Source organism: Micromonospora sp. DT53 (assembly GCF_049841535.1).
In the GTDB taxonomy this organism is placed as follows: Bacteria; Actinomycetota; Actinomycetes; order Mycobacteriales; family Micromonosporaceae; genus Micromonospora.
Window position 1 is genome coordinate 1,042,154 of sequence record NZ_JBNCKM010000002.1, and the last position, 23,259, is coordinate 1,065,412.

15 protein-coding genes and 1 pseudogene are annotated in these 23,259 nt (G+C 70.0%); 8 read left to right on the forward strand and 8 right to left on the reverse strand.

The annotated features are described in order from the left end of the window. Positions 1–60 precede the first annotated feature (60 nt). Positions 61–1,563 (forward strand): glycosyltransferase family 87 protein, encoded by a 1,503-nt coding sequence (locus ACLQ3B_RS10675; protein WP_425779550.1) that lies wholly within the window; start codon positions 61–63, stop codon positions 1,561–1,563. A 119-nt stretch (positions 1,564–1,682) separates the two neighbouring features. Here ACLQ3B_RS10675 and ACLQ3B_RS10680 read toward each other — a convergent pair whose 3' ends face one another. Both ACLQ3B_RS10680 and ACLQ3B_RS10685 read right to left on the reverse strand, forming a co-directional pair. Next, positions 1,683–4,046, reverse strand: a complete 2,364-nt coding sequence (locus ACLQ3B_RS10680; protein WP_425779552.1) for a hypothetical protein — start codon at positions 4,044–4,046, stop codon at positions 1,683–1,685. Further along, positions 4,043–4,834 carry a deoxyribonuclease IV gene (locus ACLQ3B_RS10685; protein WP_425779554.1) on the reverse strand — a complete coding sequence of 264 codons (792 nt, stop codon included), beginning with the start codon at positions 4,832–4,834 and terminating at the stop codon, positions 4,043–4,045. The genes ACLQ3B_RS10680 and ACLQ3B_RS10685 overlap by 4 nt, the downstream gene beginning before the upstream one ends. Before the next feature lie 629 nt (positions 4,835–5,463). Between ACLQ3B_RS10685 and rpsF the strand changes: the two genes are divergently transcribed. From rpsF to rplI, 4 genes are all read left to right on the forward strand, one after another. Continuing rightward, on the forward strand, positions 5,464–5,754 hold the full coding sequence (rpsF, locus tag ACLQ3B_RS10690; protein WP_036391391.1) for a 30S ribosomal protein S6: 291 nt from the start codon (positions 5,464–5,466) through the stop codon (positions 5,752–5,754). An 80-nt stretch (positions 5,755–5,834) separates the two neighbouring features. After that, positions 5,835–6,377 carry a single-stranded DNA-binding protein gene (locus ACLQ3B_RS10695; RefSeq protein WP_196928964.1) on the forward strand — a complete coding sequence of 181 codons (543 nt, stop codon included), beginning with the start codon at positions 5,835–5,837 and terminating at the stop codon, positions 6,375–6,377. Next, on the forward strand, positions 6,377–6,658 hold the full coding sequence (rpsR, locus tag ACLQ3B_RS10700) for a 30S ribosomal protein S18 (protein ID WP_051723758.1): 282 nt from the start codon (positions 6,377–6,379) through the stop codon (positions 6,656–6,658). The genes ACLQ3B_RS10695 and rpsR overlap by 1 nt, the downstream gene beginning before the upstream one ends. A 14-nt stretch (positions 6,659–6,672) precedes the next feature. Then, a complete protein-coding gene (gene rplI, locus ACLQ3B_RS10705) occupies positions 6,673–7,119 on the forward strand; it encodes a 50S ribosomal protein L9 (RefSeq protein ID WP_425779556.1) in 447 nt (148 codons plus the stop codon). A gap of 244 nt (positions 7,120–7,363) precedes the next feature. Here rplI and ACLQ3B_RS10710 read toward each other — a convergent pair whose 3' ends face one another. Beyond that, positions 7,364–8,917, reverse strand: coding sequence for a hypothetical protein (locus tag ACLQ3B_RS10710; protein WP_425779558.1), 1,554 nt, complete (start codon positions 8,915–8,917; stop codon positions 7,364–7,366). A 524-nt stretch (positions 8,918–9,441) separates the two neighbouring features. Here ACLQ3B_RS10710 and ACLQ3B_RS10715 point away from each other — a divergent pair. Beyond that, positions 9,442–13,413 carry a replicative DNA helicase gene (locus tag ACLQ3B_RS10715; RefSeq protein WP_425779883.1) on the forward strand — a complete coding sequence of 1,324 codons (3,972 nt, stop codon included), beginning with the start codon at positions 9,442–9,444 and terminating at the stop codon, positions 13,411–13,413. A gap of 23 nt (positions 13,414–13,436) precedes the next feature. On the opposite strand, the gene ACLQ3B_RS10720 is transcribed toward ACLQ3B_RS10715, so the two are convergent. The 5 genes from ACLQ3B_RS10720 to ACLQ3B_RS10740 form a co-directional block, all read right to left on the reverse strand. Then, positions 13,437–14,114 (reverse strand): maleylpyruvate isomerase N-terminal domain-containing protein, encoded by a 678-nt coding sequence (locus ACLQ3B_RS10720; protein WP_425779560.1) that lies wholly within the window; start codon positions 14,112–14,114, stop codon positions 13,437–13,439. A gap of 105 nt (positions 14,115–14,219) precedes the next feature. After that, the gene (locus ACLQ3B_RS10725) at positions 14,220–14,606 is read right to left on the reverse strand and encodes a zf-TFIIB domain-containing protein (RefSeq protein WP_425779562.1); all 387 of its coding nucleotides are present in this window, start codon (positions 14,604–14,606) and stop codon (positions 14,220–14,222) included. A gap of 22 nt (positions 14,607–14,628) precedes the next feature. Next, a complete protein-coding gene (locus tag ACLQ3B_RS10730; RefSeq protein WP_425779564.1) occupies positions 14,629–15,261 on the reverse strand; it encodes a phosphoribosyltransferase in 633 nt (210 codons plus the stop codon). A gap of 41 nt (positions 15,262–15,302) precedes the next feature. Continuing rightward, positions 15,303–16,652, reverse strand: coding sequence for a glycosyltransferase 87 family protein (locus tag ACLQ3B_RS10735; RefSeq protein WP_425779566.1), 1,350 nt, complete (start codon positions 16,650–16,652; stop codon positions 15,303–15,305). Positions 16,653–16,702: 50 nt separating this feature from the next. Further along, positions 16,703–19,234, reverse strand: a complete 2,532-nt coding sequence (locus ACLQ3B_RS10740; protein ID WP_425779568.1) for a putative bifunctional diguanylate cyclase/phosphodiesterase — start codon at positions 19,232–19,234, stop codon at positions 16,703–16,705. 738 nt (positions 19,235–19,972) lie between these two features. On the opposite strand from ACLQ3B_RS10740, the pseudogene ACLQ3B_RS10745 reads away from it, so the two are divergent. Continuing rightward, a pseudogene (locus tag ACLQ3B_RS10745) lies at positions 19,973–20,206 on the forward strand (AfsR/SARP family transcriptional regulator); the annotation flags it as partial. Between the two features lie 15 nt (positions 20,207–20,221). Beyond that, positions 20,222–23,026, forward strand: a complete 2,805-nt coding sequence (locus ACLQ3B_RS10750; RefSeq protein ID WP_425779885.1) for a BTAD domain-containing putative transcriptional regulator — start codon at positions 20,222–20,224, stop codon at positions 23,024–23,026. The last annotated feature ends 233 nt before the right edge of the window (positions 23,027–23,259 follow it).

Sequence of the window (23,259 nt, forward strand, 5' to 3'; positions counted from 1 at the left end):
ACCCGGAACTCCGCGCCGGGACGGGACGAGCACCCCTGTCGTACGGCAGGATGCCTCTTCATGAGCACCCAGTCGACGCCCGGCATCGACGACGCCGGCACCACTGATCACCCGTCCCGCTCGGACGGGTTCGTCCGCGGAATCTCCGGCGTCATCGGCGGCCCGCTGGGCGACCACGCGACCGCGCTGGACCGACCGGCCAGTGGCGAACGTCGCTTCTGGACGGCCGTGCGGATCGTGCTGGCGCTCGTGTGCCTCACGCTCGCGCTGCACTGGGTGCAGAAATCGCCCTGCCAGAACGGCGCCTGGCAGAACAACGTCCAGTACACCCGGTTCTGCTACACCGACGTCCTCGCCCTCTACTACGCCGAAGGGCTCAACGAGGGCAAGGTGCCCTACCGCGACCACCCGGTCGAGTACCCGGTGCTGACCGGTTACTTCATGGGCGCGCTGGGCCTGCCGGTGCACGCCATCGGTGACGGCGACCCGAGCATCAACCAGGGCCAGTGGTTCTACAACCTCAACGCGCTGGTGCTGGGCGCGCTCGCGGTGGCCACGGTGGGGGTGATCCTGGCGTTGCGCCGCCGACGACCCTGGGACGCGGCGTTGTTCGCACTCGCCCCGGCGTTGGTGCTCACCGCCACCGTCAACTGGGACCTGCTCGCCATCGGGCTGGCCGCCTTCGGCCTTCTGGCCTGGGCTCGAAAACGACCGGCGGCGGCCGGCGTGCTGCTCGGGCTCGCCGGCGCGGCGAAGCTATGGCCGTTGTTCCTGCTCGGGCCGATCCTCATCCTCGCGCTGCGAGCCGACCGGATACGTGCCGCGCTCATCGCCACCGGGACGGCGATCGCGGCCGTGGTACTGGTCAACCTGCCGGCCGCGCGCGCGTACCCGGAGAACTGGGACCGGTTCTTCGAGCTGAACACCACCCGACCGATCGACTGGGGAACGCTCTGGTACATCGGGCGCTACCTGGACGGCAAGGTCGGCAACGACCCCGCCAACCTCGGCCCGTTCGAGTGGCTCAACGCCAACATCCCCGCCCTCAACACCATCTCGTACGCGCTGTTCGGGCTGGCCTGCCTCGGCGTCGCCGTGCTGGCGCTGCGGGCGCCGCGCCGACCGCGGCTGGCTCAGCTCGCCTTCCTGGTGGTCGCCGCGTTCCTCATCTTCAGCAAGGTCTGGTCGCAGCAGTTCGTGCTCTGGCTGCTGCCCCTGGTGGTGCTGGCCCGACCGAAGTGGGGCGCATTCCTGGCCTGGCAGATCGCCGAGGTCTGCTACTTCGTCGCCTTCTACGGGGAACTGCTCGGCGCGGCAACCAGCCGTCCGGTCTTCCCGGAGGGCGTGTTCGTGCTGGCCTCGACGCTGCGGCTGGCCACCGTGGTGGTGCTCTGCGTGTTCGTCGTGAAGGAGATCCTGCACCCCGAGCAGGACGCGGTGCGGGCCACCTACCCGGACGATCCGGACGGCGGCGTTCTCGACGGCGCACCAGACGCCCCCTGGGTGGACCGCTGGCGCCGCCCCGCGAGAAGTGAGCCCTCCGTGGAACCCATCACCACCTGACCCCACCGGCCGACGCGGCCCGGACGAGGTCAGGGTTTTCGGGGGAGCCCGCCCGGCGTGGGGATCAAGCCTGACCGCCCGGAGTCGGGCGGGCTCCCCCGAAAACCCGCCCTAAAGCTTCACAGGCGGTAGACGACAGCGTCGCCGACGTCCTGCCGGCTGATGCCGAGCGATTCGACAGGCGCGTCGATGTTGATCTCCCACGGTGTGCCGGTGACCTGGCCGCGCAGCAGCACCACCGTGCGGACGCCGAGCGTGCGCAGGTAGTCGACGCTCGTCTGGTCCGGGAACGACTGGCTCACCCGACGGACGTCGTCGAGCTGGCGTGGCGTGAAGCCGCTGCCACCGTTGACCACGTCGGGGAACCCGCTTGTCGACCAGAGCATGACGTGCTGGTCCAGGCTCTGATTGCTGGGCAGCACCAACAACGGCCCCTCCGCCGAACGCATCGCGGCCGGCTGGGTCGGCACCACCGGATGCGGGGTGGTGTTCAGGCCCTCGACGGTGACCAGCAACAGCGGCAGCAGGGTCGCCATCCGCAGCCACGGCCCCGGCCACGACGGGATCCGCTGCGCGGTCAACTCGCGGACCCGGTCGGTGAGCGCGGTGACCGCGCCCGCCGCGAGCAGGGCGAGCAACAACGTGGTCCAGAGCATCAACCGCCCGGGGGTACGCAGCGCGCTCCAGCCCGGCAGGTGCTCGAAGAGCGGCACGTAGGTGAAGGTGCCGTCGAAGAAGCGGGTGCCCATCGCGAAGGCCATCGTCACCAGCACCCCAGCGAGCAGCAACAGCCGGTGCCGCAGCCGCCAGACCGAGAAGAACAGCCCGCCCGCGGCGAGCGCGTAGAGCACGAAGCCCGGCAGCAGAGTCATTTCCGGGTGCCACGGCAGTGCCGCCCGGGCCCCCTCGTGCAACCCGCCCCAGATCCGCGACTCCGCGGGCGCCGTCACGAAGCCCGACGCCGGCGGCGAGAAGAGGCTGACGTCGCCGATGGTGCGCTCGGCGTACGGGTGCAGCTCGGTCACCTTGAAGAACGGGAACGCCATCAGCAGACCGACACCGGCGAACAACACCCCGCCGAGCACGTCGGCGGCGAACAACCGGCGACCGAACGGAACGGCCTGCCCGGTGCGCAGCCGCCGCGCGAAGAAGAGGACGGCGGCGACCAGCACCGCGCCGGCCAGGAAGTACGCGAAGGGCAGCCCGATGCCGAAACCGAGGCTGAGTTGCCAGGCCGCCACCAGCCAACCGGCGTAGACCCAACCGTCATGCCGGCGCTCCGGCCGGTAGCCGTGTCGGAGGGACCACCCGTGCCCGCGCGCCAACATCGCCAGCGCCAGCGGGATCCCCCCGTTGGAGAGCACGTGCAGGTGCCCGGCCTGGGCCAGCAGCCACGGCGCGTAGGTGTAGCTCACCCCGGCGACGGCCGCACCGATCCGGCCAGCCCCGAGCTGCCGGGCCAGCGCGTACGCCCCGAGCGTGGCGAGCGCGTGCGCCAGCACGAACATGATGTTGTAGCGCAGCACGGCGTCCTCGGGGCCGCTGCCGAGCATTCCGGCCGGGGCGTACCCGAGCAGCGTGTCGGAGAACGCGAAGCTCCACAGCTCGGGGAAGAACGTGTTGGACTGCCACAGGCGCGCCGGGTCGGCCAGCAGGATGTGCCCGGACCAGGCCATCTGCCAGGCCTGCAGGCTCGGGTCCCAGTAGTCCTGCGGGAGGGTGTAGCGCGGATAGCGCAGCGTCGGCCAGGTCATCAGCACGGCCAGTGCCAACGCGCCGAGGGCGGCCAGGGTCCATTCGTGGATCAGGAACCGGCCGACGGCTCGGCTCGCCCGACTGAAGATGGAGGGCCGCGGCTCCGGCGCGGAGGCGAACGCCTCCCAACGCTCCGGGCCGACCGGCTTCGTCTTGCCGTCGGCCTTGTCCTTGCCGTCGGCGTCACCCGTCTCCGCGCCCTTGGCCGGTTCGCCGTCCGTGGCCGCGCCGCCCACCGCCTCGCCGTCCTTGGCCGGGGCGCTGCTCTTGGCCGGGGCGCTGCTCTTGGAGGCGTCGCTGCTCTTGGATGCGTCGCTGTCTTTGGGTGTGCTGTCGCTGGTTGCGGTGCCGTCCTCGACGGCGTCCTGCTTGTCGGCGGTGCCCTGCTTGTCGGAGGTGCCCTGCTTGTCGGCGGTGCCCTGCTTGATTGCAGCGTCCTGCTTGGCGGCGCCGTCCTGCTTGGCCGCTTTGCCTCTCTTGTCGCCGCGCCGCGCCGCGTTCCTCTTGGCGGGCCTGCTGGTCGCGGGGTCGCCGTTCGGGACGGCTCCGGTCGCTCCGCCGTCGCGCGCTGGCGACTGACCCGCGGCGGTCTCGGTGGGGACCTTGTCGGAGGTGCGAGCCGGCTGGGTGAGTGCACCCGCCGCGGCCGTGGTGGCGGACCGGCTCTCGGCGTCCGCGCCGGTCGGGGTGGGCCGGGCGTTGCCGGTCCCGGGCTGTCCGCTCGTCATGCCGCAGGACTCTCCGCGCCGAGCTGCGCACGCAGAAAGTCGATGTCGGCGGCTTGGCCGGTCACCCCGCCCGGTGTCTCGACGACCACCGGCGCGCCGGCTGCCCGGATCACCGCCACCACCAGTTCCGGGTCGATCGTCCCGCCGCCCAGGTTGTCGTGTCGGTCCTGGCCGGAGTTGAACGCGCCCTTGGAGTTGTTGGCGTGCACCAGGTCGATGCGCCCGGTGATCGCTTTGACCCGGTCGACCAGGCCGAGCAGCTCCTCGCCGCCCGCGTACGCGTGGCAGGTGTCCAGGCAGAAGCCGACCTCGTGGTCACCGATGGCGTCCCAGAGTCGGGCGAGCGCGTCCAGCCGACGGGCGCAGGCGTTGTCGCCACCGGCGGTGTTCTCGATCAGGACCGGCACGCCGAAACCGCCGGAGTCCGCCGCGTACGCGAAGGTCTTGCGCCAGTTGTCGAAGCCGACGGCCAGGTCGTCGCCCGCGTTGACATGCCCGCCGTGCACGATCAGGCCCTTGGCGCCGATGGCGGCGGCCGCGTTGGCGTGCCCGAGCAGCAGCTTTCGGCTCGGGATCCGGATGCGGTTGTTGAGAGTGGCCACGTTGATGACGTACGGCGCGTGCACGTAGAGGTCGACCTCGGCAGCGCGCAGCCGTTCGGCATCTTCGCGAGGCTTGGGCGCCTTCCAACCCTGAGGGTCGGAGAGGAAGAACTGAACGGTGTCGGCGGACCGGGCGGCCGCCTCCGCCAGCGGGTCGGTCGAGTCGACATGGGCTCCGATACGCATGCGAGCGAGCCTACGTCGCGACCCCGACGGTCGGGGCGACGGCCGGGCCGGTGTCGCGTCACCGGAGGGACCGACGATCGTTGATGGGTTAGAACCGGCGACCAGCATCCCGGTGCCGCCAGCGACGTGAGCGTCGCACACGGCGACCGGCGGTCGACGGCCGACAGCGAGGTCACTCCCGCCGTGCGGCCCGGCACGGCGGGGGCGGCCCCTTCGCACAGCTGCTACCGAGCGAAGACGAATCTCGGAAAATTGTGCTTTTCCCCCCGACACGGTACGAGTGCTGTTGTATCGTCAGATAACAACACGATAAAGCTCCGCGGGGCGTCTTCGGTCCAACCTCATCGGTGTGGTCGTTCCTCCCCAGGTCCCACCCAAGGAATGCGGACCGGACGCCCCGCGGCCTCGTAGACGGGGGTCCACCACCGGCCGATTGACGGTCGTGCGGTGGGCCCCCGTCGGCACGTCCCGGCACGGCCCTGACCACCCCGGGCATGATCGTTGGGACCGGGTATCCTGGTCAGGTTGTCCGCGTCCGGCCGGGTTCCCCCGGCGCGTGCGGGCAGCGACACAAGACCTCCTGCCACGGAAGGACCGTGGCCGCTTAGCCCATAGGAGGTGAGCACGTCTTGCGTCACTACGAACTAATGGTCATCCTCGACTCCAGCCTCGAGGAGCGCACCGTCGCACCGTCGCTCGACACGTACCTGAACGTGATTCGGACCGCGGGTGGCTCGGTTGAGAAGACCGACGTGTGGGGCCGTCGGCGCCTCGCGTACGAGATCAACAAAAAGGCTGAGGGCATCTACGCCGTCATCGACCTGCAGGCCACGCCTGCTGCGGTGGCCGAGCTGGACCGTCAGCTGCGCCTCAACGAGTCCGTGCTGCGCACCAAGGTCATCCGACCGGAAATGCGCTAGAGCATCCAACCCCGGTTCGTCCGGATCAGCCTCCACGACTCTGTCGTACGGCTCTGCGAGCCTGTACGACGAGACGCTGAGTGCGCGAGGAGATGGTCATGGCAGGAGACACCACCATCACGGTCATCGGCAATCTGACCGATGACCCCGAGTTGCGGTTCACCCCCTCCGGGGCTGCGGTCGCCAAGTTCCGAGTCGCTTCGACGCCCCGTTTCATGGACAAGGCGTCGAACGAATGGAAGGACGGCGAGCCGCTGTTCCTCGCATGCACCGTGTGGCGGCAGGCCGCCGAGCACGTCGCCGAGTCGCTGCAGCGTGGCGCTCGGGTGATCGTGTCGGGCCGGCTGCGTCAGCGGTCGTACGAGACCCGCGAGGGTGAGAAGCGCACTGTCATCGAGCTTGAGGTCGACGAGATCGGCCCGTCGCTGCGCTACGCCACGGCGAAGGTGCAGAAGATGTCCCGCTCCGGCGGCGGTGGCGGCGGCTTCGGTGGCGGCGGTGGCGGTGGCAACCAGGGCGGCGGCGGAGGCAACTTCGACGACCCCTGGGCTTCGGCTGCTCCCTCTCCCTCTCCCGCGCGTGCTGGTTCGGGCGCCAATTTTGACGAGGAGCCACCGTTCTAATGGCGCCTAGCGCTCGCGATCGCAAACCAGGAGCACGTGCAACGGCCAAGGCTGCGGCACTGCGCAAGCCCAAGAAGAAGGTGAACCCGCTCGACAAGGACGGGATCGCCTACATCGATTACAAGGACACCGCGCTGCTGCGCAAGTTCATCTCCGATCGCGGCAAGATCCGCGCTCGTCGGGTGACGGGCGTTACCTCGCAGCAGCAGCGGCAGATCGCCCGTGCGGTCAAGAACGCCCGTGAGATGGCGCTCCTGCCGTACACGGCCACCACCCGCTGAGAGGAGGCACCGATATGAAGATCATCCTGACTCAGGAAGTGTCCGGCCTCGGTGCCCCAGGCGACATCGTCGAGGTCAAGAACGGCTACGGCCGTAACTACCTGCTGCCGCAGGGCTTCGCGATCGCCTGGACCAAGGGCGCGGAAAAGCAGGTCACGGTCATCAAGCGGGCCCGTGGGGCCCGCGAGATCCGCGACCTCGACCACGCCAACGAGGTCAAGGCTCAGCTCGAGGGTCTCAAGGTCAACCTGAAGGTCCGCGCCGGCGACGGCGGACGGCTCTTCGGCTCGGTCACCCCGGCCGAGATCGTCGACGCCGTCAAGGCGGCCAGCGGCCCGGTCCTCGACCGGCGTCGGCTGGAGGTGCCCGGTCACATCAAGTCGACAGGCGCCTACCCGGTGAAGATCAAGCTGCACCCCGAGGTGACCGCGTCGTTCAACCTGAACGTCGTTCAGGGCTGACGTCCGCAACACCACCACGAGGGCCCGCACCGAGCGATCGGTGCGGGCCCTCGTGCGTACGTCGTCCGACGCGGCACCGCCCGCCCTCGTCCGGCCTGCCCCGCCCGGCCCTGGCCCCGCCCGGCCCTGGCCCCGCCCGGCCCTGGCCCCGCCCGGCCCTGGCCCCGCCCGGCCCTGGCCCCCGCCGGCCCTGGCCCCCGCCGGCCCTGGCCCCGCCGGTCTGGCCCCGGCCGGGCCCGCCGGGTCATCCGATGGGCTGGCCTGTCACCGCGCTGATCAGCACCGTGGAGAGGCCGCCGCCCACCACCGCGGCGGCGACCGCGATGGTCGCCGAGCGCCACGTCGTGCCGACCCGCCGCAGCAGCGCCGCCACCACCAGACTGCTCACCAGCGCCAATCCGAAGCGCGGCGAACCGGCCAGGAGTGACTCCAATGCCCGGGACCGGGCCGAGTCGCACCCGCCCCCGCTGATGTCGGTCACACAACCAGCTGGCGCCTGGCTGTCCAACGTCAACAACCAGACGAAGATCAGCATCGCCGGCACCAGGTAACAGGCCGCCGTGTACAGCAGTGGCCGGACCGACCCACCCGGATCCGGGTCCAGCAGGTCGTCCTCCAGCCGCCGCGCCCACGCACCCGTGGCCGCCGACTCGACCCGCCGACGTACCGACGCCGTTCCTACCGCCGGCCGGTCCGCCCGACGCCGGGAGGGCGCACCCGAACCCGAACCCGCACGCGGCGCAGGCGCGCTGCGCGGTCGTGGAGCGGTGTATCCCACCACCGGAGACCGGGGCGCCGACGTCGGAGGATCCGCCCACCGCGGGTCGTCATCGGCCAGCCGAGTGCCGGACCAGAATCCGTCTTCCCGGCTCGGCCACCCCTCGGCCGCCACCGCCCGATCAGAGCGCGGCGGCAGCGTACGGTCCAGCTGCTCATCCTCGATCGCGGACCGCTCCCACTGGCCGGTGCGGTCCGACCGCTCCCAGCCACCGACGCTCTCCACCGCCGACCACTGCCCGCTCAGGTCCCCGCCATCCGCGCCGGCCGCAGGCGGCCACGCGTGCACGCCCGAGGCGTCCCACGGGTCCACCGCGGGCGGGTACGACGGTTCGGGCTCCGCCACCCGCTCCGAGCCGCGGGCCCACGGGTCGGCCGCCGGACGGGACCAGGACTCCTCTGCCGCACGTCGGCTACGCCGGCTGGGACGGCTCGGCTCCTGCTCCGGAACCTGCTCGGTCGGGGCGGGATCCGACTCCCCGCCCGACCAGATCACCTGCGGACGGCCAACGGATGCGCGGCGGGGACGCCGGTCCGAGGCGGTGCCAGAGACCGGCTCGTCCTCCCCGGCGTCGGCCCGTCGGCGGCCGGCGTACCCCTGATCCTGCGGCCGGTCGAGCGTCCACTCTCGGGTGTGGTCCGAGTCGGGTGCCGGGCCGATCGCTGCCTGCTCGCGTCGACGCGTCTCGTTGCCCCGCCGCCGACCACTCGACGGCTCGGCGGACCTCCGGCCCGCGCCGGACGTCGGCCGCTCGGGCTCGTCCTCGTCCTCGTCAGGTGCGGCGTGGCGACCGCCGCCGTCCGCGTGCCGGACCCCTGACTCCAACGCCCACCGGGGCAGGTAGGCGTCGACAGGCTCGTCCTGGCCGCGGTCCAACGCACGCCTGCGGCTGGAGGTGCGGTAGCGCCCGTCCTCGTCGTAGGGATCAACCGGAACAGGCGCCGCGCGCTCACCCCACGAGGCGGTTGGCTGGCGCTCGCGCGGGCTGCCGTCGCCGCGTCCCCAGTCCCGGTAATTCACGGCCGGAGTGTGACCCTTCTGAACCGAAAGCGGAATCCGCTGTCCAGGTGTAGCCGTTCGCTGGAGATAGTACGGGACGATCGTGTCACAGGCCTGACCGAAATATTCTCCTCCACAGGCTGGGGAGCATGTTTTCGCAGGTCAACGACTTGCAGCTGAGAATTCCCCAATGGTTGTCCACAGGCTGTGCACACGCTGCGCACATGCTGTCCCCCGGGATCCACAGGTTGTCCCGAGGCTCGTCCACCGGCGTTGTTGAGTCTCTGACCTCGGGGTCCGTATGGTTGGCCCTCGACCGCCGGCGATGGCCCCCGATCGACCGGCCCGGTCGGACGGAAGTGTCGTACCCCAGCGGTAGAGCTGGGACTGGATCCGGCGCAGTGGAGGGGGGACCCGTGTCGGTCACCGACGACATGCGGGCAGAGCCACGCTCCGGCGGAGGCCAATCGCCTTCGCAGCGGGACGGCCAGTTCGACAAGACCCCGCCCCAGGACGTCGCCGCCGAGCAGTGCGTCCTCGGCGGCATGCTGCTCTCCAAGGACGCCATCGCCGACGTCGTCGAGATCCTCAAGACCAACGACTTCTACCGGCCGGTGCACGCCACCATCTTCGACATCATCCTCGACATCTACGGCCGCGGTGAGCCGGCCGACTCGATCACCGTCGCGGCGGCGCTCGCCGACTCCGGGGATCTGGTACGCATCGGTGGGGCGCCGTACCTGCACACTCTCATCGCCAGCGTGCCCACCGCCGCGAACGCGGCGTACTACGCCCGCATCGTCAGTGAGCGGGCCGTGCTGCGCCGGCTGGTCGAGGCCGGCACCAAGATCGTGCAGTTGGGCTACGGCACCGCCAGCGGCGGCAGCCGCGACGTGGACGACGTCGTCGACCTGGCCCAACAGGCCGTCTACGACGTCACCGAACGCCGGGTCAGCGAGGACTTCGCCGTCCTGGCCGACATGTTGCAGCCGACCCTGGACGAGATCGAGGCGGTGGGCGCGACCGGCGGCATGATGACCGGCGTGCCGACCGGCTTCAGCGACCTGGACCGACTGCTCAACGGCCTGCACGCCGGACAGCTGATCATCGTGGCCGGAAGGCCGGGTTTGGGCAAGGCGCTCGCGCTCGACACCCCACTGCCGACCCCGAACGGCTGGACCACGATGGGCGAGGTCAAGGCGGGCGATCAGCTACTGGCTGCGGACGGCTCACCGACCACTGTCACACACGCCTTCGACGTGATGCGCGACCGTCCCTGCTACGAGGTCGAGTTCTCCGACGGCACCGTCATCGTGGCGGACGCTGAGCACTTGTGGAAGACGACCACGCGGGCGATCCGGCGACAGGAACCGGCGCGGCAGAGGCGGCACTGGCCCGAATCTTCGCTGGCAAACGTACGTGCGGCACATGAGCGGCTGAGCCCCCTGCGGAACCAGCCGATCACACTCTTCGACACAACCGAGCAGGTAGGGCCGGAGTTCCGGCATGTCCTGCACACCGTCGCCCGTGAGGTCGGGTCGGTTGGCCGGATCAGCCGTCCCATCGTCCGCAACGGCAAGCCACAGAACTGGACGGCGCCCGGGTATCCGGCCGGTCCGCTCTTGAGCGCGCTTCTGGAGCGAGCCGAGCGGGAGGTCAATGCTGGCAGCCGCGCCGACCACGACGGCGTCGTCACCACTGCCGAAATCGCGGCCACGCTGCGTACCGACTCCGTCGAACGCCGGCTCAACCACGCTGTACTGAACAGCGCACCCCTTCAGCTTCCCGGCCAGGATCTACTGATTCCGCCCTACACGTTGGGGGCGTGGCTCGGTGACGGCCACACCAGCGCCAGCCGCTTCACCACCGCGGACCCGGAGATGGTCACGCACGTCGAGGCGGACGGGTTCACCGTCCGGCCCAGCGGACCGATGCTCTACACCATCCTGGTGCCGTCCATGCCTGCCGCTCGTGGAATCGGCGTCTGCGTGGACTGCGGCATTTCGACCCGGGCGTTGCGTGAGAATCCAGCGACCATGAAGTGCGCCGACTGCCACAGCCGGAACGGGTCCTTCCTCGGGCTGTTGCGTCAGATCGGGGTGGCGGGTAACAAGCACATCCCGGGCGTCTATCTGCGCGGCTCCGAGGCCCAGCGCCGGGCGTTGCTCGCTGGGCTGATGGACACCGATGGGACCGTCGCCCCCGCCGGCAATCTCCAGTACACGTCGACCTCGAAGCGGTTGGCGGAGGACGTGCGCGAACTCATCGTCAGCCTCGGCTACCGCTGCACGGTCAACGCCAAGCCGGTACGCGGCCGCACTCCCGACTCATCCATCGCGTACATGTTGAACTTCTCCACGCCGGACGTCGTCTTCCGCCTCAAGCGGAAGCGGGATGCGCACGCCGAACGCCGCCGCACCGACTCGGATGTTCGGACGACCTCTCGGTTCATCGTCGACGTCCGGCCGGTGCCCAGCGTGCCGGTCCGGTGCGTCACGGTCGACAACCCCGAGCATCTCTACCTGGCCAGTCGGGCCATGATCCCCACCCACAACAGCACGGCAAGCATGGACTTTGCCCGAAATGCTGCGATTCGCGCCAATCAGGCCGCCGCCATCTTCTCGCTGGAAATGAGCAAGGTCGAGATCGTGATGCGGCTGCTCTCCGCCGAGGCGCGGGTGCCGCTGCACGTGCTGCGCAGTGGCCAGCTCTCCGACGACGACTGGACCAAGCTGGCCCGATGCATGGGTGAGATCAGCGAGGCGCCGCTCTTCGTGGACGACACGCCGAGCATGAACCTGATGGAGATCCGGGCCAAGGCCCGCCGACTCAAGCAGCGGCACGACCTCAAGATGATCGTGGTCGACTACCTCCAGCTGATGACCTCGCCGAAGCGCACCGAGAGCCGCCAGCAGGAGGTCGCCGACCTGTCCCGTGGCCTGAAGCTGTTGGCCAAGGAGGTCGAGTGCCCGGTGATTGCGGTCAGTCAGCTGAACCGTGGCCCCGAGCAGCGCACCGACAAGCGACCCCAGCTGTCCGATCTGCGGGAATCGGGCTGCCTCACGGCGGAGACCCGCGTGGTTCGAGCGGATGACAACACCGAGATCACGCTCGGTGAGTTGTTGTCAAACAAAGCAAAAGACATCCCGGTCTGGGCGTTGGACGAGAGCCTTCGGTACACGCCCCGCACCATGACCCACGTCTTCCCGAGCGGTAGCCGCGAGGTGTTCCGGCTGACGCTGGCATCGGGCAAACAAATCGATGCCACAGCGAATCACCCCTTCCTCGCGTTCACCGGTTGGGTGCCACTCGGTGAGTTGTCGCCCGGAGATCGCATCGCCACGCCACGCCACCTACCGCCGCCAATGGTTACCCGCCCATGGGCCGACGCGGAGGTCGTCATGTTGGCTCACCTGTTGGGCGACGGCTCGTTCGTACGGCGCCAACCCATCCGATACGCAAGCGGCGATGAGCTGAACCTGCAGGCTGTCGCGGAAGCGGCGAAGCACTTCGGGATCACCGCCGTGCGCGACGACTATGCGGCGGCGCGGGTGACCACCCTCCGACTGCCTGCGCCCTATCGGCTGGCTCGCGGTCGGCGTAACCCCATCGCGGCGTGGCTGGACGACCTGGGTCTCTTCGGCCTGAGATCACACGAGAAGTTTCTCCCTTCGAGCGTCTTCAGCCTGCCGAAGGCGCAGATCACCGCCTTCCTGCGGCACCTGTGGGCCACGGATGGTTCGGTGACCGTCAACGGCTCAGGCCGCGGAGGGCGCGTCTATTTCGCGTCCACGAGCCGACGAATGCTTGAGGACATCTCTCGACTGCTCCTGAGGTACGGCATTACGGCCCGTCTGAAGGTCGTACCGGTCGTGGGGCATCGCCCTCAGTACACGCTCGACATCTCCGGTAGGGATGACCAGTTGAGGTTCCTGCGCGAGATTGGCGTCTATGGGCAGCGGTCGGAGGGCTGTTCCGCTCTGCTCGCCGCGCTGGAGTTGACGGAGAGCAACACCAACGTCGACACCGTGCCACGAGAGGTGTGGGTCAGAGTCAAGGAGATCTTGGTCGAGCAGGGTATGACTCACCGTGAGTTCGCCAAGGCCGTCGGCACCCAGTTCTGCGGCAGCACCCTCTGGAAGCATGCGCCCAGCCGGTCCCGGCTGGCGGCGGTCGCCGCCGTTCTTGATGCAGCCGACCTGGACCTGCACGCCACGAACGATATCTTCTGGGACTCGATCGTCTCTATCGAGTCGATCGGAGAGCAGGAGGTGTTCGACGCGACCGTGCTCGGGAAGCACAACTTCATCGCGAATGGCATCGCCACCCACAACTCCATCGAGCAGGATGCCGACGTTGTCATCCTTCTGCACCGCGACGACTACTACGACAAGGAGTCGCCGCGGGCCGGGGAGGCGGATTTTATTGTTGCCAAGCATCGGAATGGGCCTACCGACACCGTGACCGTCGCGGCCCAGCTGCACCTGTCCCGCTTCGTCGACATGGCCATCGGCTGACCGACGCGGCAACCGGTCACCGGTCAGCCGAGCAGTGGGAACCAGCCAGCCGACTCGCCCAGCTCCAGTCGGTCCCGGTCGGTCAGCGGGACGCGCCCGGTGGCCTTCAGCAGGAAGTCGTGGTCGTCCCACGCGGTGGGTCGAACGGTGTCGTCGCTGAGTAGGCCGTCCATGGTCGCTACCGCGACGCGTACCGCCAGCGGGCCGGGCGGCGGCGCGTCGGGCAGTTCCAGCGTCAGGTCCAGGTGGTGGACGGCGGCCTCGGTGGTCAGGGTGGCGAGGAAATCCGGTACGCGTAGCACGTGTCCCTGCGTGGTCACGTACCCCTGGGGGTCGGCTGACGCGGCGGCGCGGACCGCCGCCGGGGCGGTGTCCCGCCAGAGGTCGACGATCCCGCTCGGACGGTCGAAGGCGGCAGCTGACCGGCGGACCCACCAGGCGTGCCGGGCGTCCGCGTCGTCGTTGCCGGGAAAGTCACGCCAGTAGCTCACGTCGTCGACGTCGGCGGGGCCGTCGACGGGGCTGGCCAGGGTGACGAGCGCCCGCTGGGCGTCGCCGAGCACATGCAGGAGCAGGTCGGCGACGAGCCAGCCCTGGCAGCGGGTGGCTCGTTGCAGGCCGGCGTCGTCCAGGCGACCGACCACCGCGGTGATCCCGTCGTACGCCTGGGTCAGCGCCTCGTCCGGTCGGATCGTGGTCATGCGATTCAGCCTCGCATGAAGCGTCGCGCCGGCCAACGATCAATGGCCCGGGTGGTGTGCCCGGGCCGACGCGTGGATCGACCCGGGCGGAAGGTCGGCCTGGACTCAGCCGAACATCTCGTCGAGGAAGCCCTTGCGCTTCTTCTGCCGGTAGTGGCCGTGGTAGCCGTGGTGCTGCTGCTGCGGGTGGCCGTAGGCGGGCTGCGGCGGGTAGCCGTGGGCGGGCGGGGGCGGCGGCGGGACGGCGCCGTAGCCGGGCTGGTGCGGCGGGGGCGGCGGCGGCGGGTAGCCGGCCGGCTGCTGCGCGGGCTGCCCTGGCGCGCCGCCGGTCTGTTGGCGGCTGCTCCAGTTGGCCTCCGCCTCGAACAGCTTCTCCAGCTCGCCGCGGTCCAGGAAGATGCCTCGGCACTCCCCGCACTGGTCGATGACGACGCCGCTGCGCTCGTACTGGCGCATTTCTCCGTGACATTTGGGACAGGTGAGGCTACTCATCGCCCGACGGTACCCGGTGGACCTATGCAGTTGCTGTGAGCGCCTCGGTGACTTCTTCGTCGGACACCTCGTGGAAGTCGTCGTAGTAGACGCTCACCGCGCCGAAGTCGGATGGGCGTTGGGCGCAGATGACCTGGTCGGCTTCGGCGCTCAGCAGCTCGTACGCCTCCTGTGCGCCGACCGGGACCGCGACCACGACCCGGTGTGCCCCGAGTTGGCGGACGACCTCGACGGCGACGCGGGCGGTCGCGCCGGTGGCGAGGCCGTCGTCGACGATGACCGCGGTCCGCCCGGTGAGGTCCACCTGTGCGCGACCGCCCCGGTAGAGCCGTTCCCGGCGTTCCAGCTCGGCCTGCTCCCGATGGCGGACCTCGGCGATGTCGTCGCTGCTGAGTCGGCTGGCCATCACGTCGTTGAGCACCTGGACACCGCCCGGCCCGAGTGCGCCGAAGGCGACCTCCCGGGCCCACGGCATTCCGAGCTTGCGGACGACAAGTACGTCAAGTGGGGCGCCGAGGCGTTCGGCGACGACCCGGGCGACCGGCACGCCGCCACGGACGAGGCCGAGGACGACGACGTCCGGTTCGCCGATGAGCGCGGTGAGCCGTTCGGAGAGCACCCGGCCCGCGTCGGCCCGGTCGCGGTACGTCGTCATGCCTTCAGGTCTACGCCCTGACGCACCGTTCCGCCCGGCAGTTACGCCGAAGTGGTCCGACCGGAGCGTTCGTCGGGAACCGGGGCGGCCGGCGCGTCGACCGGGTGGCGTAGCGCGGGTGCCCAGGTCAGCAGGGCCAGCGGGTACAGCAGGTAGCCGAAGCGGGTCGTGGGCATCAGGACGATGGCGGCGAGTAGCCCGTACCCGCAGATGAGCGCGGTGGCGACGGCGGTGCGGGGCGGGCGGCGGGCGAGCCGGACGGCGATGGCCACGCCGGCGGCGACCAGCAGCGCGGCGGCGACCAGCCGGCCGGCGGGTAGCGCGCTGGCGATCAGGTAGCCGGGGAACGGGGACTGCGCGGGGCTGGTGACCAGCCCGTGGCCGAGGGGGAAGCGGAGCACGTTCTCGGTCAGGGCGTCCCGGTCGACCAGCAGCGCCGGCAGTAGTGCGGCGATGGGCAGGCCGAGGGCGCCGGCGGCGACTCGGAGCCCGGCGCGCCGGGTCAGGCCCCAGACGATCAGGACCAGGGCGACCGGCCAGGCGAACAGCTTCAGCGCGCCGGCGAGCCCGACCGCGAGGCCGGCCCGGCCGGGTCGGTCGGCGGCGGCGAACGCGAGGGCCAGCAGGCAGAGCGCGAGTACGGGTAGGTCGTCGCCGCCGGTGGCGAGGGTGAGGGCACAGATCGGCAGTACGGTGGCGGCCTGCACGCCGCGCAGCAGGGCGGCGTCGCGTCGGTGGGTGGCGGCGGAGGTGGCCTGGCCGGCGGTGGTCGGTGTTCCGCGGAGGGCGGCCACGGCCAGGGCGAGCGCCAGCGCGGTGCCCACCGCGAACCAGACCCGGGAGTCGGTCCACCAGGTGTCGAGCAGTGCTCTGGGTAGGCCGAACATCGCCATGCCGGGTTGGTACGGGGTGTAGCCCATCAGTTGTTCGCCGGGTGGCAGGGCGGCGATCGCGTCGGGCCCGAGGTAGGGCGTGCCGTGTTCCAGGAGGCGGTTGCCGGCCTGTTCCACGACCAGCACCTCTTCCTGGGCCCGGTCGGTGCGGCCGCCGGCCCGGTCGATGGCCTGCCAGGCCAGGGGCAGCAGTGTGGTGGCCGCCCAGGCGAGACCGGTGACCGCCCAGCGGGCTGGCAGACCGGTCAGCCGGGAGGTCGGGATGCGTCGACGCAACAGGAGTTGGGCGATCACGGTCAGCGTTGCGAGCAGGTAGCCGACGGCGGCGACCGCACCCCAGGCACGGTGCGGCAGGAGGGTCGACGTGACCGCGGTGATCGCGGCGAACGCGGCCGAGACGGCGTAGAGGCCCAGGTCGAGGGCGAGTCCGCCGGAGGCGTTGTCGAGCGTCCGCCAGTGCCGGTGACGGCGGTGGGCGGTCGGGTCGTCGACGATCACGCGCGACAGTCTGGCAGACCGGGCTGCCTGCGCAGCGGGCCGATGCCTGCTCAGGCGGGCAGGTGTGGGAGGCGGTCGGGTCTGGACCGGCCGGCCTGGCGGCGGTTCTGGTTCAACCGGATCACCGCCCCGGCGTCGTGCAGCGGCGCGGCGAGGGTGCCCGGTCGGCCGCCCGAGCCGCGCTGCATGGCCGCGAGCAGGGTGCCGGATGGCATCGGTCGGGCGAACAGGTGCCCCTGGCCGGCGACGCAGCCCAACTCCCAGAGGGCCCGGCGCTGCGGTTCGCTCTCCACCCCCTCGGCCACCACGTCCAGGTTGAGGCTGCGACCCAGGTCGAGGGTGGAGCGGATGACGGCTGCGGCCTCCGCCGAACTCTCCATCGTCGTGACGAAGCTCCGGTCGATCTTCAACTCGTGTACCGGGATCCGGGAGAGCAGGGAGAGAGACGAGTAGCCGGTGCCGAAGTCGTCCAACGCCAACCGGACGCCCTCGTCGCGTAGTCGGCTGAGCACCCGGTCGACCACGTCGAGTTGGCTGAGGGTCAGCGTCTCGGTCAACTCCAGGACCAGCCGGTCCGGCGGTAGGTCGTGGGCGCGGAGGCGGGCGAGGACGGAGCCCGGGAACCGCGCGTCGAGCAGGCTGCGCGGGGACACGTTGACCGCGACCGGTACGTCGAAGCCGGCGTCGCGCCAACTTACCGCCGCGATCAGCGCCTGGTCGAGGATCGCTTCGGCGAAGGCCGGTAGCAGGCCCGACCGTTCCACCGCCTCCAGGAACCGCAGCGGGTCGATCAGGCCGTGGGTGGGGTGGTGCCAGCGGGCCAGCGCCTCGGCGCTGGTCACCGCACCGGTGCTCAGGTCGACGATCGGTTGGAAGTTGACGACGAACTCGTGGTCGGCGACCGCGCGCGGCAGGTCACCGCCGAGGGTGAGGCGACCGAGGTCGGCGGTGTCGCGGGTCGGGGCGTACGTGGAGATCCGTTGCCCGGCCCGTTTCGCCTGGTACATGGCCACGTCGGCGCGGCGCAGCAGCTCGGCCATGCCGCCGTTGGACGGGGCGCCGGAGATCCCGCCGCTGGCCTCGACGCTGATGCGCATGCCGTCCAACTCGAACGGCTCGTGCAGGGCGGCGAGCAGCGTCTCGGCCCGGTGCGCGGCGACCGCCGGGGCCGGCAGACCCCGCAGGAGTACGGCGAACTCGTCGCCGCCGAGGCGGGCCACCAGGTCAGATGCCTGGGCCGCACCCCGCAGCCGGTCGGCCACCTGCACCAGCACCTGGTCGCCGGCGGCATGCCCGAGCGTGTCGTTGACCTCCTTGAAGTGGTTGAGGTCGATCAGCACCAGCGCGGTCACCCCGTCGGCGTGCCGGGTGCTCAACTGCTCGGTGCCCTCGTCGAGGAGGTGCCGGCGGTTGGCCAGGCCGGTCAGTGCGTCGTGCGAGGCCGCGTACGCGTGCTCGTCGGCGACCCGGGCCAGTTCGGCGTACGCCTGGGCGTTGCGGACGGCCGTGCAGAGCGCGGAGGCGAAGGTACGCAGGGTGTACTGCTCCCGCTCGGAGAGCTGCACCGGGCCGCGGAAGCGCAGTCGAAGCACGCCGACGTCGACGGTCCGGTCATGTCCTTCCAGCGGTGCGGGGATGACCGTGCCGTCCACGTCGGTGGGCGTGCCGGTGCGGCCGTCGAAGGTGATGCCGCCGGTGCCCCCGCGCACGGTGCGGCCGCCGTCGCGCAGCTCGATCTCGACCTCGTCGGCGGAGAACAACTCGGCGGCCTGGGTGACGGCGGTGGTGAGGACGTTGTCCAGGTCGACCACGTTGAGCGCGTCGGTGGTGCGGGCGAGCCGTTGCCACGCCTGCTGCTCGGTGCGGCCCCGGATGCGCGCTGAGTAGGCCAGGTGCAGGCTCAGGACCAGGGGTGGGACCGCGAGCAGCAGGCGGGGATCCAGTCGGATGATCAGCAGCGTGCAGGCCGCGACGGCGAACCGTACGGCGAAGCCTGCGAGTCGAAGGTCGAGATTGCTGCGGAAGTGCTTCGCGATCCTGGTCTGGGAGGCGAGGGCGATGACCGGAATGGCGAGCAGGTCGTCCAGGAGCGCCGCGACCAGGTAGGCGAGCGCCAACGGCCCCAGCAGCATCAGGGGGGAGGCCCCCGTGGGCGGCCAGGTCCAGGTCGTCATCGCGAGCGTCGTGCCGGCGCCCCACGCCACGATGACGTTCTTGCCGATGCCGAAGGTCAGCTTTATCGGCGTGAGGCGAAGTGAGGCGAGGGCGATGCCGACCGCGGTGCAGAGCACGACCACGGGGGTCGGAGCGATGGCGGCACCGACGATGATCGCTGTCTCGTTCCAGCTGATCGACTGGGTCGTCGATCGGATCCGTACCCGGGCCTTGACCAGCGTGCCCAACGCGATCATGAGGGTGAGGATGACGACGACCCCAGCGTCGCTCGGGGTGGCTGACTGTGCCGAGCCCAACGCTGCCGGAAGTGCGGTGACGATGATGACTGCGGCAACAACGACGACGAGACCGACGAGCAGCAACAGCCGCCGATCGGTCTCAATCTCTCGTCGCTGAGGAAGGGTCATGCCGCTCCCGAAGGACTGCCTGCGCGTTCTCGCAGCCTACTGCCCGGGCCCTCAGAAGTCCTGTGTCGAACTTGTCAGTTCCAGTCGGTGCCACGCATCGCGTTGCCCCCTTCTCCCGCTAAGCCAATTGGAGTACCTGCCCGTGATGGGGAGGTCATCTTCCGAAAGGCAGCTTAAGAGGAGGAAGGGCAGGTTAGGAGAAATAAATGTCGGTATGCGCAACATTAGCCAAGTTGAAGCCCGTTTATCACGTTCTGTCCATCGTTACTGAACGGAGTGCGGTCGAGCATGCCGGCGTTGGATTCAAGTGGCACCTTGCAACTGCGGACGGTATCTGACGAGGTTATGTGACCCGCCATTCCTTGAGTCTGGGGGCTCTTCAGGAGTTGCCTCATCCGGAGTTTGGTCAGGCGTAAGGGCGGCATGGGCAGAGTTGACGCGGCTGAGGGTGCCCAGCGGGGGGCAGGTAATGGTGCGAGCCTTCGGCGGGGTCGTTGGCGCGGACGGGTGGATAAGCGCCCGCCGCAGGGGGAGGTGCAACTTGCCGCCGACATCGTGCGCTCCCGCACTGGCATTCGAGCAGCTCCTCGCGGCACTCCTGGACACCCAACGGCCGTTCGTATCGCCCCGTAAGCGGTGCGCCACCGCACGGGGTCGTACACTCCGTTGCGTGATCGGCTGAATACCTGATAGGGCTGGCGGGGACGGGTGGAGATTCAGGTTCTGGGCGGCCTTTCGGTGCAACTGTCTACCCGCACGCTGCGCCTCGGTACACCCAAACAGCAGGCAATCTTCGCGATGCTCACTGTTCAGCCCGGGCGCCTGGTGACGGTGGACGACCTCGTCGATGAGCTATGGGCCGATCGCCCACCGCGATCGGCGGTAGCTAATGTCCGGACCTATGCTGCCAATCTGCGCCGGGCTTTCGAGGCTTTTCCAGCCGGTCGCGGTGCTATCGAGCGGCAACGCAACGGCTATCGACTCGTCGTGGACCCGGAACGGGTCGACGTCTTTCGCTTCGAGTCGGAGCTGAACGCGGGTCGGGAAGCGCTGACGGCTGGCCACCTGGACCGCACCCGTGAGCTACTGGGGCACGCGTTGGCTCGGTGGCACGGCCCGATGCTCGCCGGCGTCCCGCTCGGGCCCGTCCTCACCTCCCGAACCGCCGCTGCCGACGAGGAGCGGCTGTTGACCGTGGAACTTCTCGCCGAGGCGCAGTTGAGGTCAGGGCGAAGCGACTCGGCGATTCCGCTGCTGCGGGAGGTCATTGTTCGTCATCCCCTCCGGGAACCGGCGTACGTCCTGCTCATGCGGGCGCTCTACGAGCGAGGCGATCACGCGGGGGCGCTCGTCGTGTACGACGAGGTCCGGACGACGTTGGCCGAGGAGTTGGGCATCGAACCGGGCCCGGACATCCAGGGCCTGCGCGTGAAGATCCGCACTGAGGCTTCGGTGGGCGAGTCGGCGATCAGCGTCGCACCGCGTCCGCTCCCGGCGCGTGGGCTCGCTGCGGGTACGCCCGCCCCGGCCGAAGAACGGCACCGGCGTGCGCCTGTCGATCACCTTCCTCGCGCGGTAACCGACTTCGTTGGTCGGGAGGAGGTGGTGTCGCGACTGCTGGCGGAGACCCGTCGGGTCGAGGAACGAGTCTCGGCGGTGCACGTGATCGACGGCATGGCAGGCAGCGGAAAGACGACCCTGGCCGTGCATCTCGCTCGCCGCCTGTCGGAGCGGTACCGGGACGCGAGCCTGTTCATCGACCTCTGCGGCGACGGCGAGACCACTCGAATCGAGCCGTCGGCCGCGCTGGCCGCACTGCTCCGTCAGTTGCGCGTACCCGCGGAGCGGATACCGGCCGAGTTCGACGCCCGGGCGGAGCTGTGGCGGCGCGAGCTGGAAAGCCGCAGGGCGGTGGTCGTGTTCGACAACGCGGCGGGCAGTGACCAGGTCCTTCCTCTCCTGCCCGCGTCGCCAGGCGCGGTCGTCCTGGTGACCTCTCGTCGACGGTTGGCTGACCTGGACGTCGGCCCGCCGGAGTCGTTGCCCCTGATGACTCCCGACGAGGGGCTGAAACTGCTCGCGCAGACTGCGGGCGTCGAGCGGATCGCCGAGGAGCCGGCGGCGGCCGCAGAGGTCGTGCGTCGCTGCGGGCACCTTCCGTTGGCGATCCGGCTCGCTGGGTCGCGCCTTGCCCACCGACCTGCGCGCCGGGTCGCGGATCTGGCGGCTCGCCTGGCAGCCGATCCGCCAGCGGTGAACGAACTCCAGGTCGGTGACCGGACCCTGGCGAGGGCCTTCGCCACCTCGTATGGGCCTTTGCCCGCCCCCGCCCAACGGGCGTTCCGGATGCTGAGCATCCATCCGGGTGAGCACAGCGCGGAGATGGTCGCGGCCCTGCTCGACCTGCCGCTCGATGTCGTCGCCAAGCTGCTCGATGATCTGGTTGATCTGCACCTGGTCGACGAGGTCGAGGGAGGCCGGTACCGCCTCCATGACCTCCTGCGGCAGTACTCGCGAGCACAGTGCCTGGTTTCCGAGACACCCGAAGCCGTGATGTCGGCCGTGGCGCGTCTCCTGGACTTCGCCCTGCACGCCACTCTGCAGGCCTCTTCGGAGCTGCACCAGTTCGTCGACGTCCGCAAGGAGGTCGGCGCAGGTCCGCCGCCGCGTCCCGACCTGACCGGCCCAGAGATCGTGGCGGGGGTTGCCTGGCTCGAGCGGGAGCGCACGAATCTGGGCATGCTGGTGGGCCTCGGTGCCGAGCATGGCCTGCACCATCAGGTCTGGAAGCTCGCCCGGGCCCTCTGGCGCTTTCTCCATGTACGGGGCCACTTCGACGACATTCTCGTCACCCATCGAGCGGGCCTCGCCTCGGCGACGGCACTCCAACACCAACCCGCCATCGTCTCGATGCACAACTATCTCGCGTCGGCCCTGGTGAAGACGGGCTCTCACCGTCTCGCGTCCACTCATCTGGACGCGGCCATCTCGCTCTGCCGCGAGTCTGGCGACTGGCGGCAGTTGGCCCGACTCCGTTCGAATCTGAGCGTCGTCCACCTGTTCAGCGGCAACCTTGAGCAGGCCGTCGCGATGGGACGGCAGAGTCTGGCCGAGCGCCGACTCTACGAGAACCGGGTGCCGTTGGCCCTGCCGAATCTCGGTATCGCGCTGGCCTTGCTGGGCCGCTGGGACGAGGCCCTCAAGATTCACCGACAGCACCTGTTCCAGGCGCGGCTCAATCAGGACTACTACCACTTGGCCAACGCGCTGAGCCATCTCGCGGCGGTGCGCGTTCGCGTCGGGCAGCACAGGCAGGGCGTGCTGTTGCTGAAATCCTCGCTGTCGTTGTTCCGCCGCACCGGTCACCGGTACGGCGAAGCCGAGGCCCGCAACGTCCTGGGAGTCGCGTATCGAGGGCTCAACGAACTGGACCTTGCCCGACGCCAGCACCTGGCCGCCTTCGAGTTGGCCGTCGAGTCGGGCGAGCGGCACGCGCAGTGCATCGCCCTCAATGATCTTGGCCTGACGCTGCTGCTGTGTGGAGATGGGCCGGCGGCCCTCGAGGCTCACCGTCGGGGCCTGCAGCTCGCCGAACGGGTCGCTAACCCGTACGAGCAGGGTCGGGCGCTGGCCGGGCTTGCCGAACACTTCGTCCGCGCGGACCCGGTCGAGGCCCGACGGCACTGGGAGCGGGCGTTGGCGATCTTCCGGCGGATGGGTGTGCCGGAGCGCTTCGAGGCCGAACGCCGCCTCGCCGAGGTGCGTGACGCCGCCCTGGTCGCGGAACGCTGACCAGCCTGAACGTCGCTTATCGATTTCTTATCGGCCGGCCCGGTAACTTACCGGCCGTATCGGCGAACGGGGGAGGTTCTGCCCCTGGGCAGAACCGGGTCGTCGACACCCGCCCGCTGCCAGGTCCCCCCCAGCGACCTCGGCGGCGGGTCTGTGAGGGAGGAGCGGCGTCGGGGGCGTTGCGCCGTCAGCACCCGGTGCGGTCGTCAGCGTGACGCCGCTCCTTCCGATCG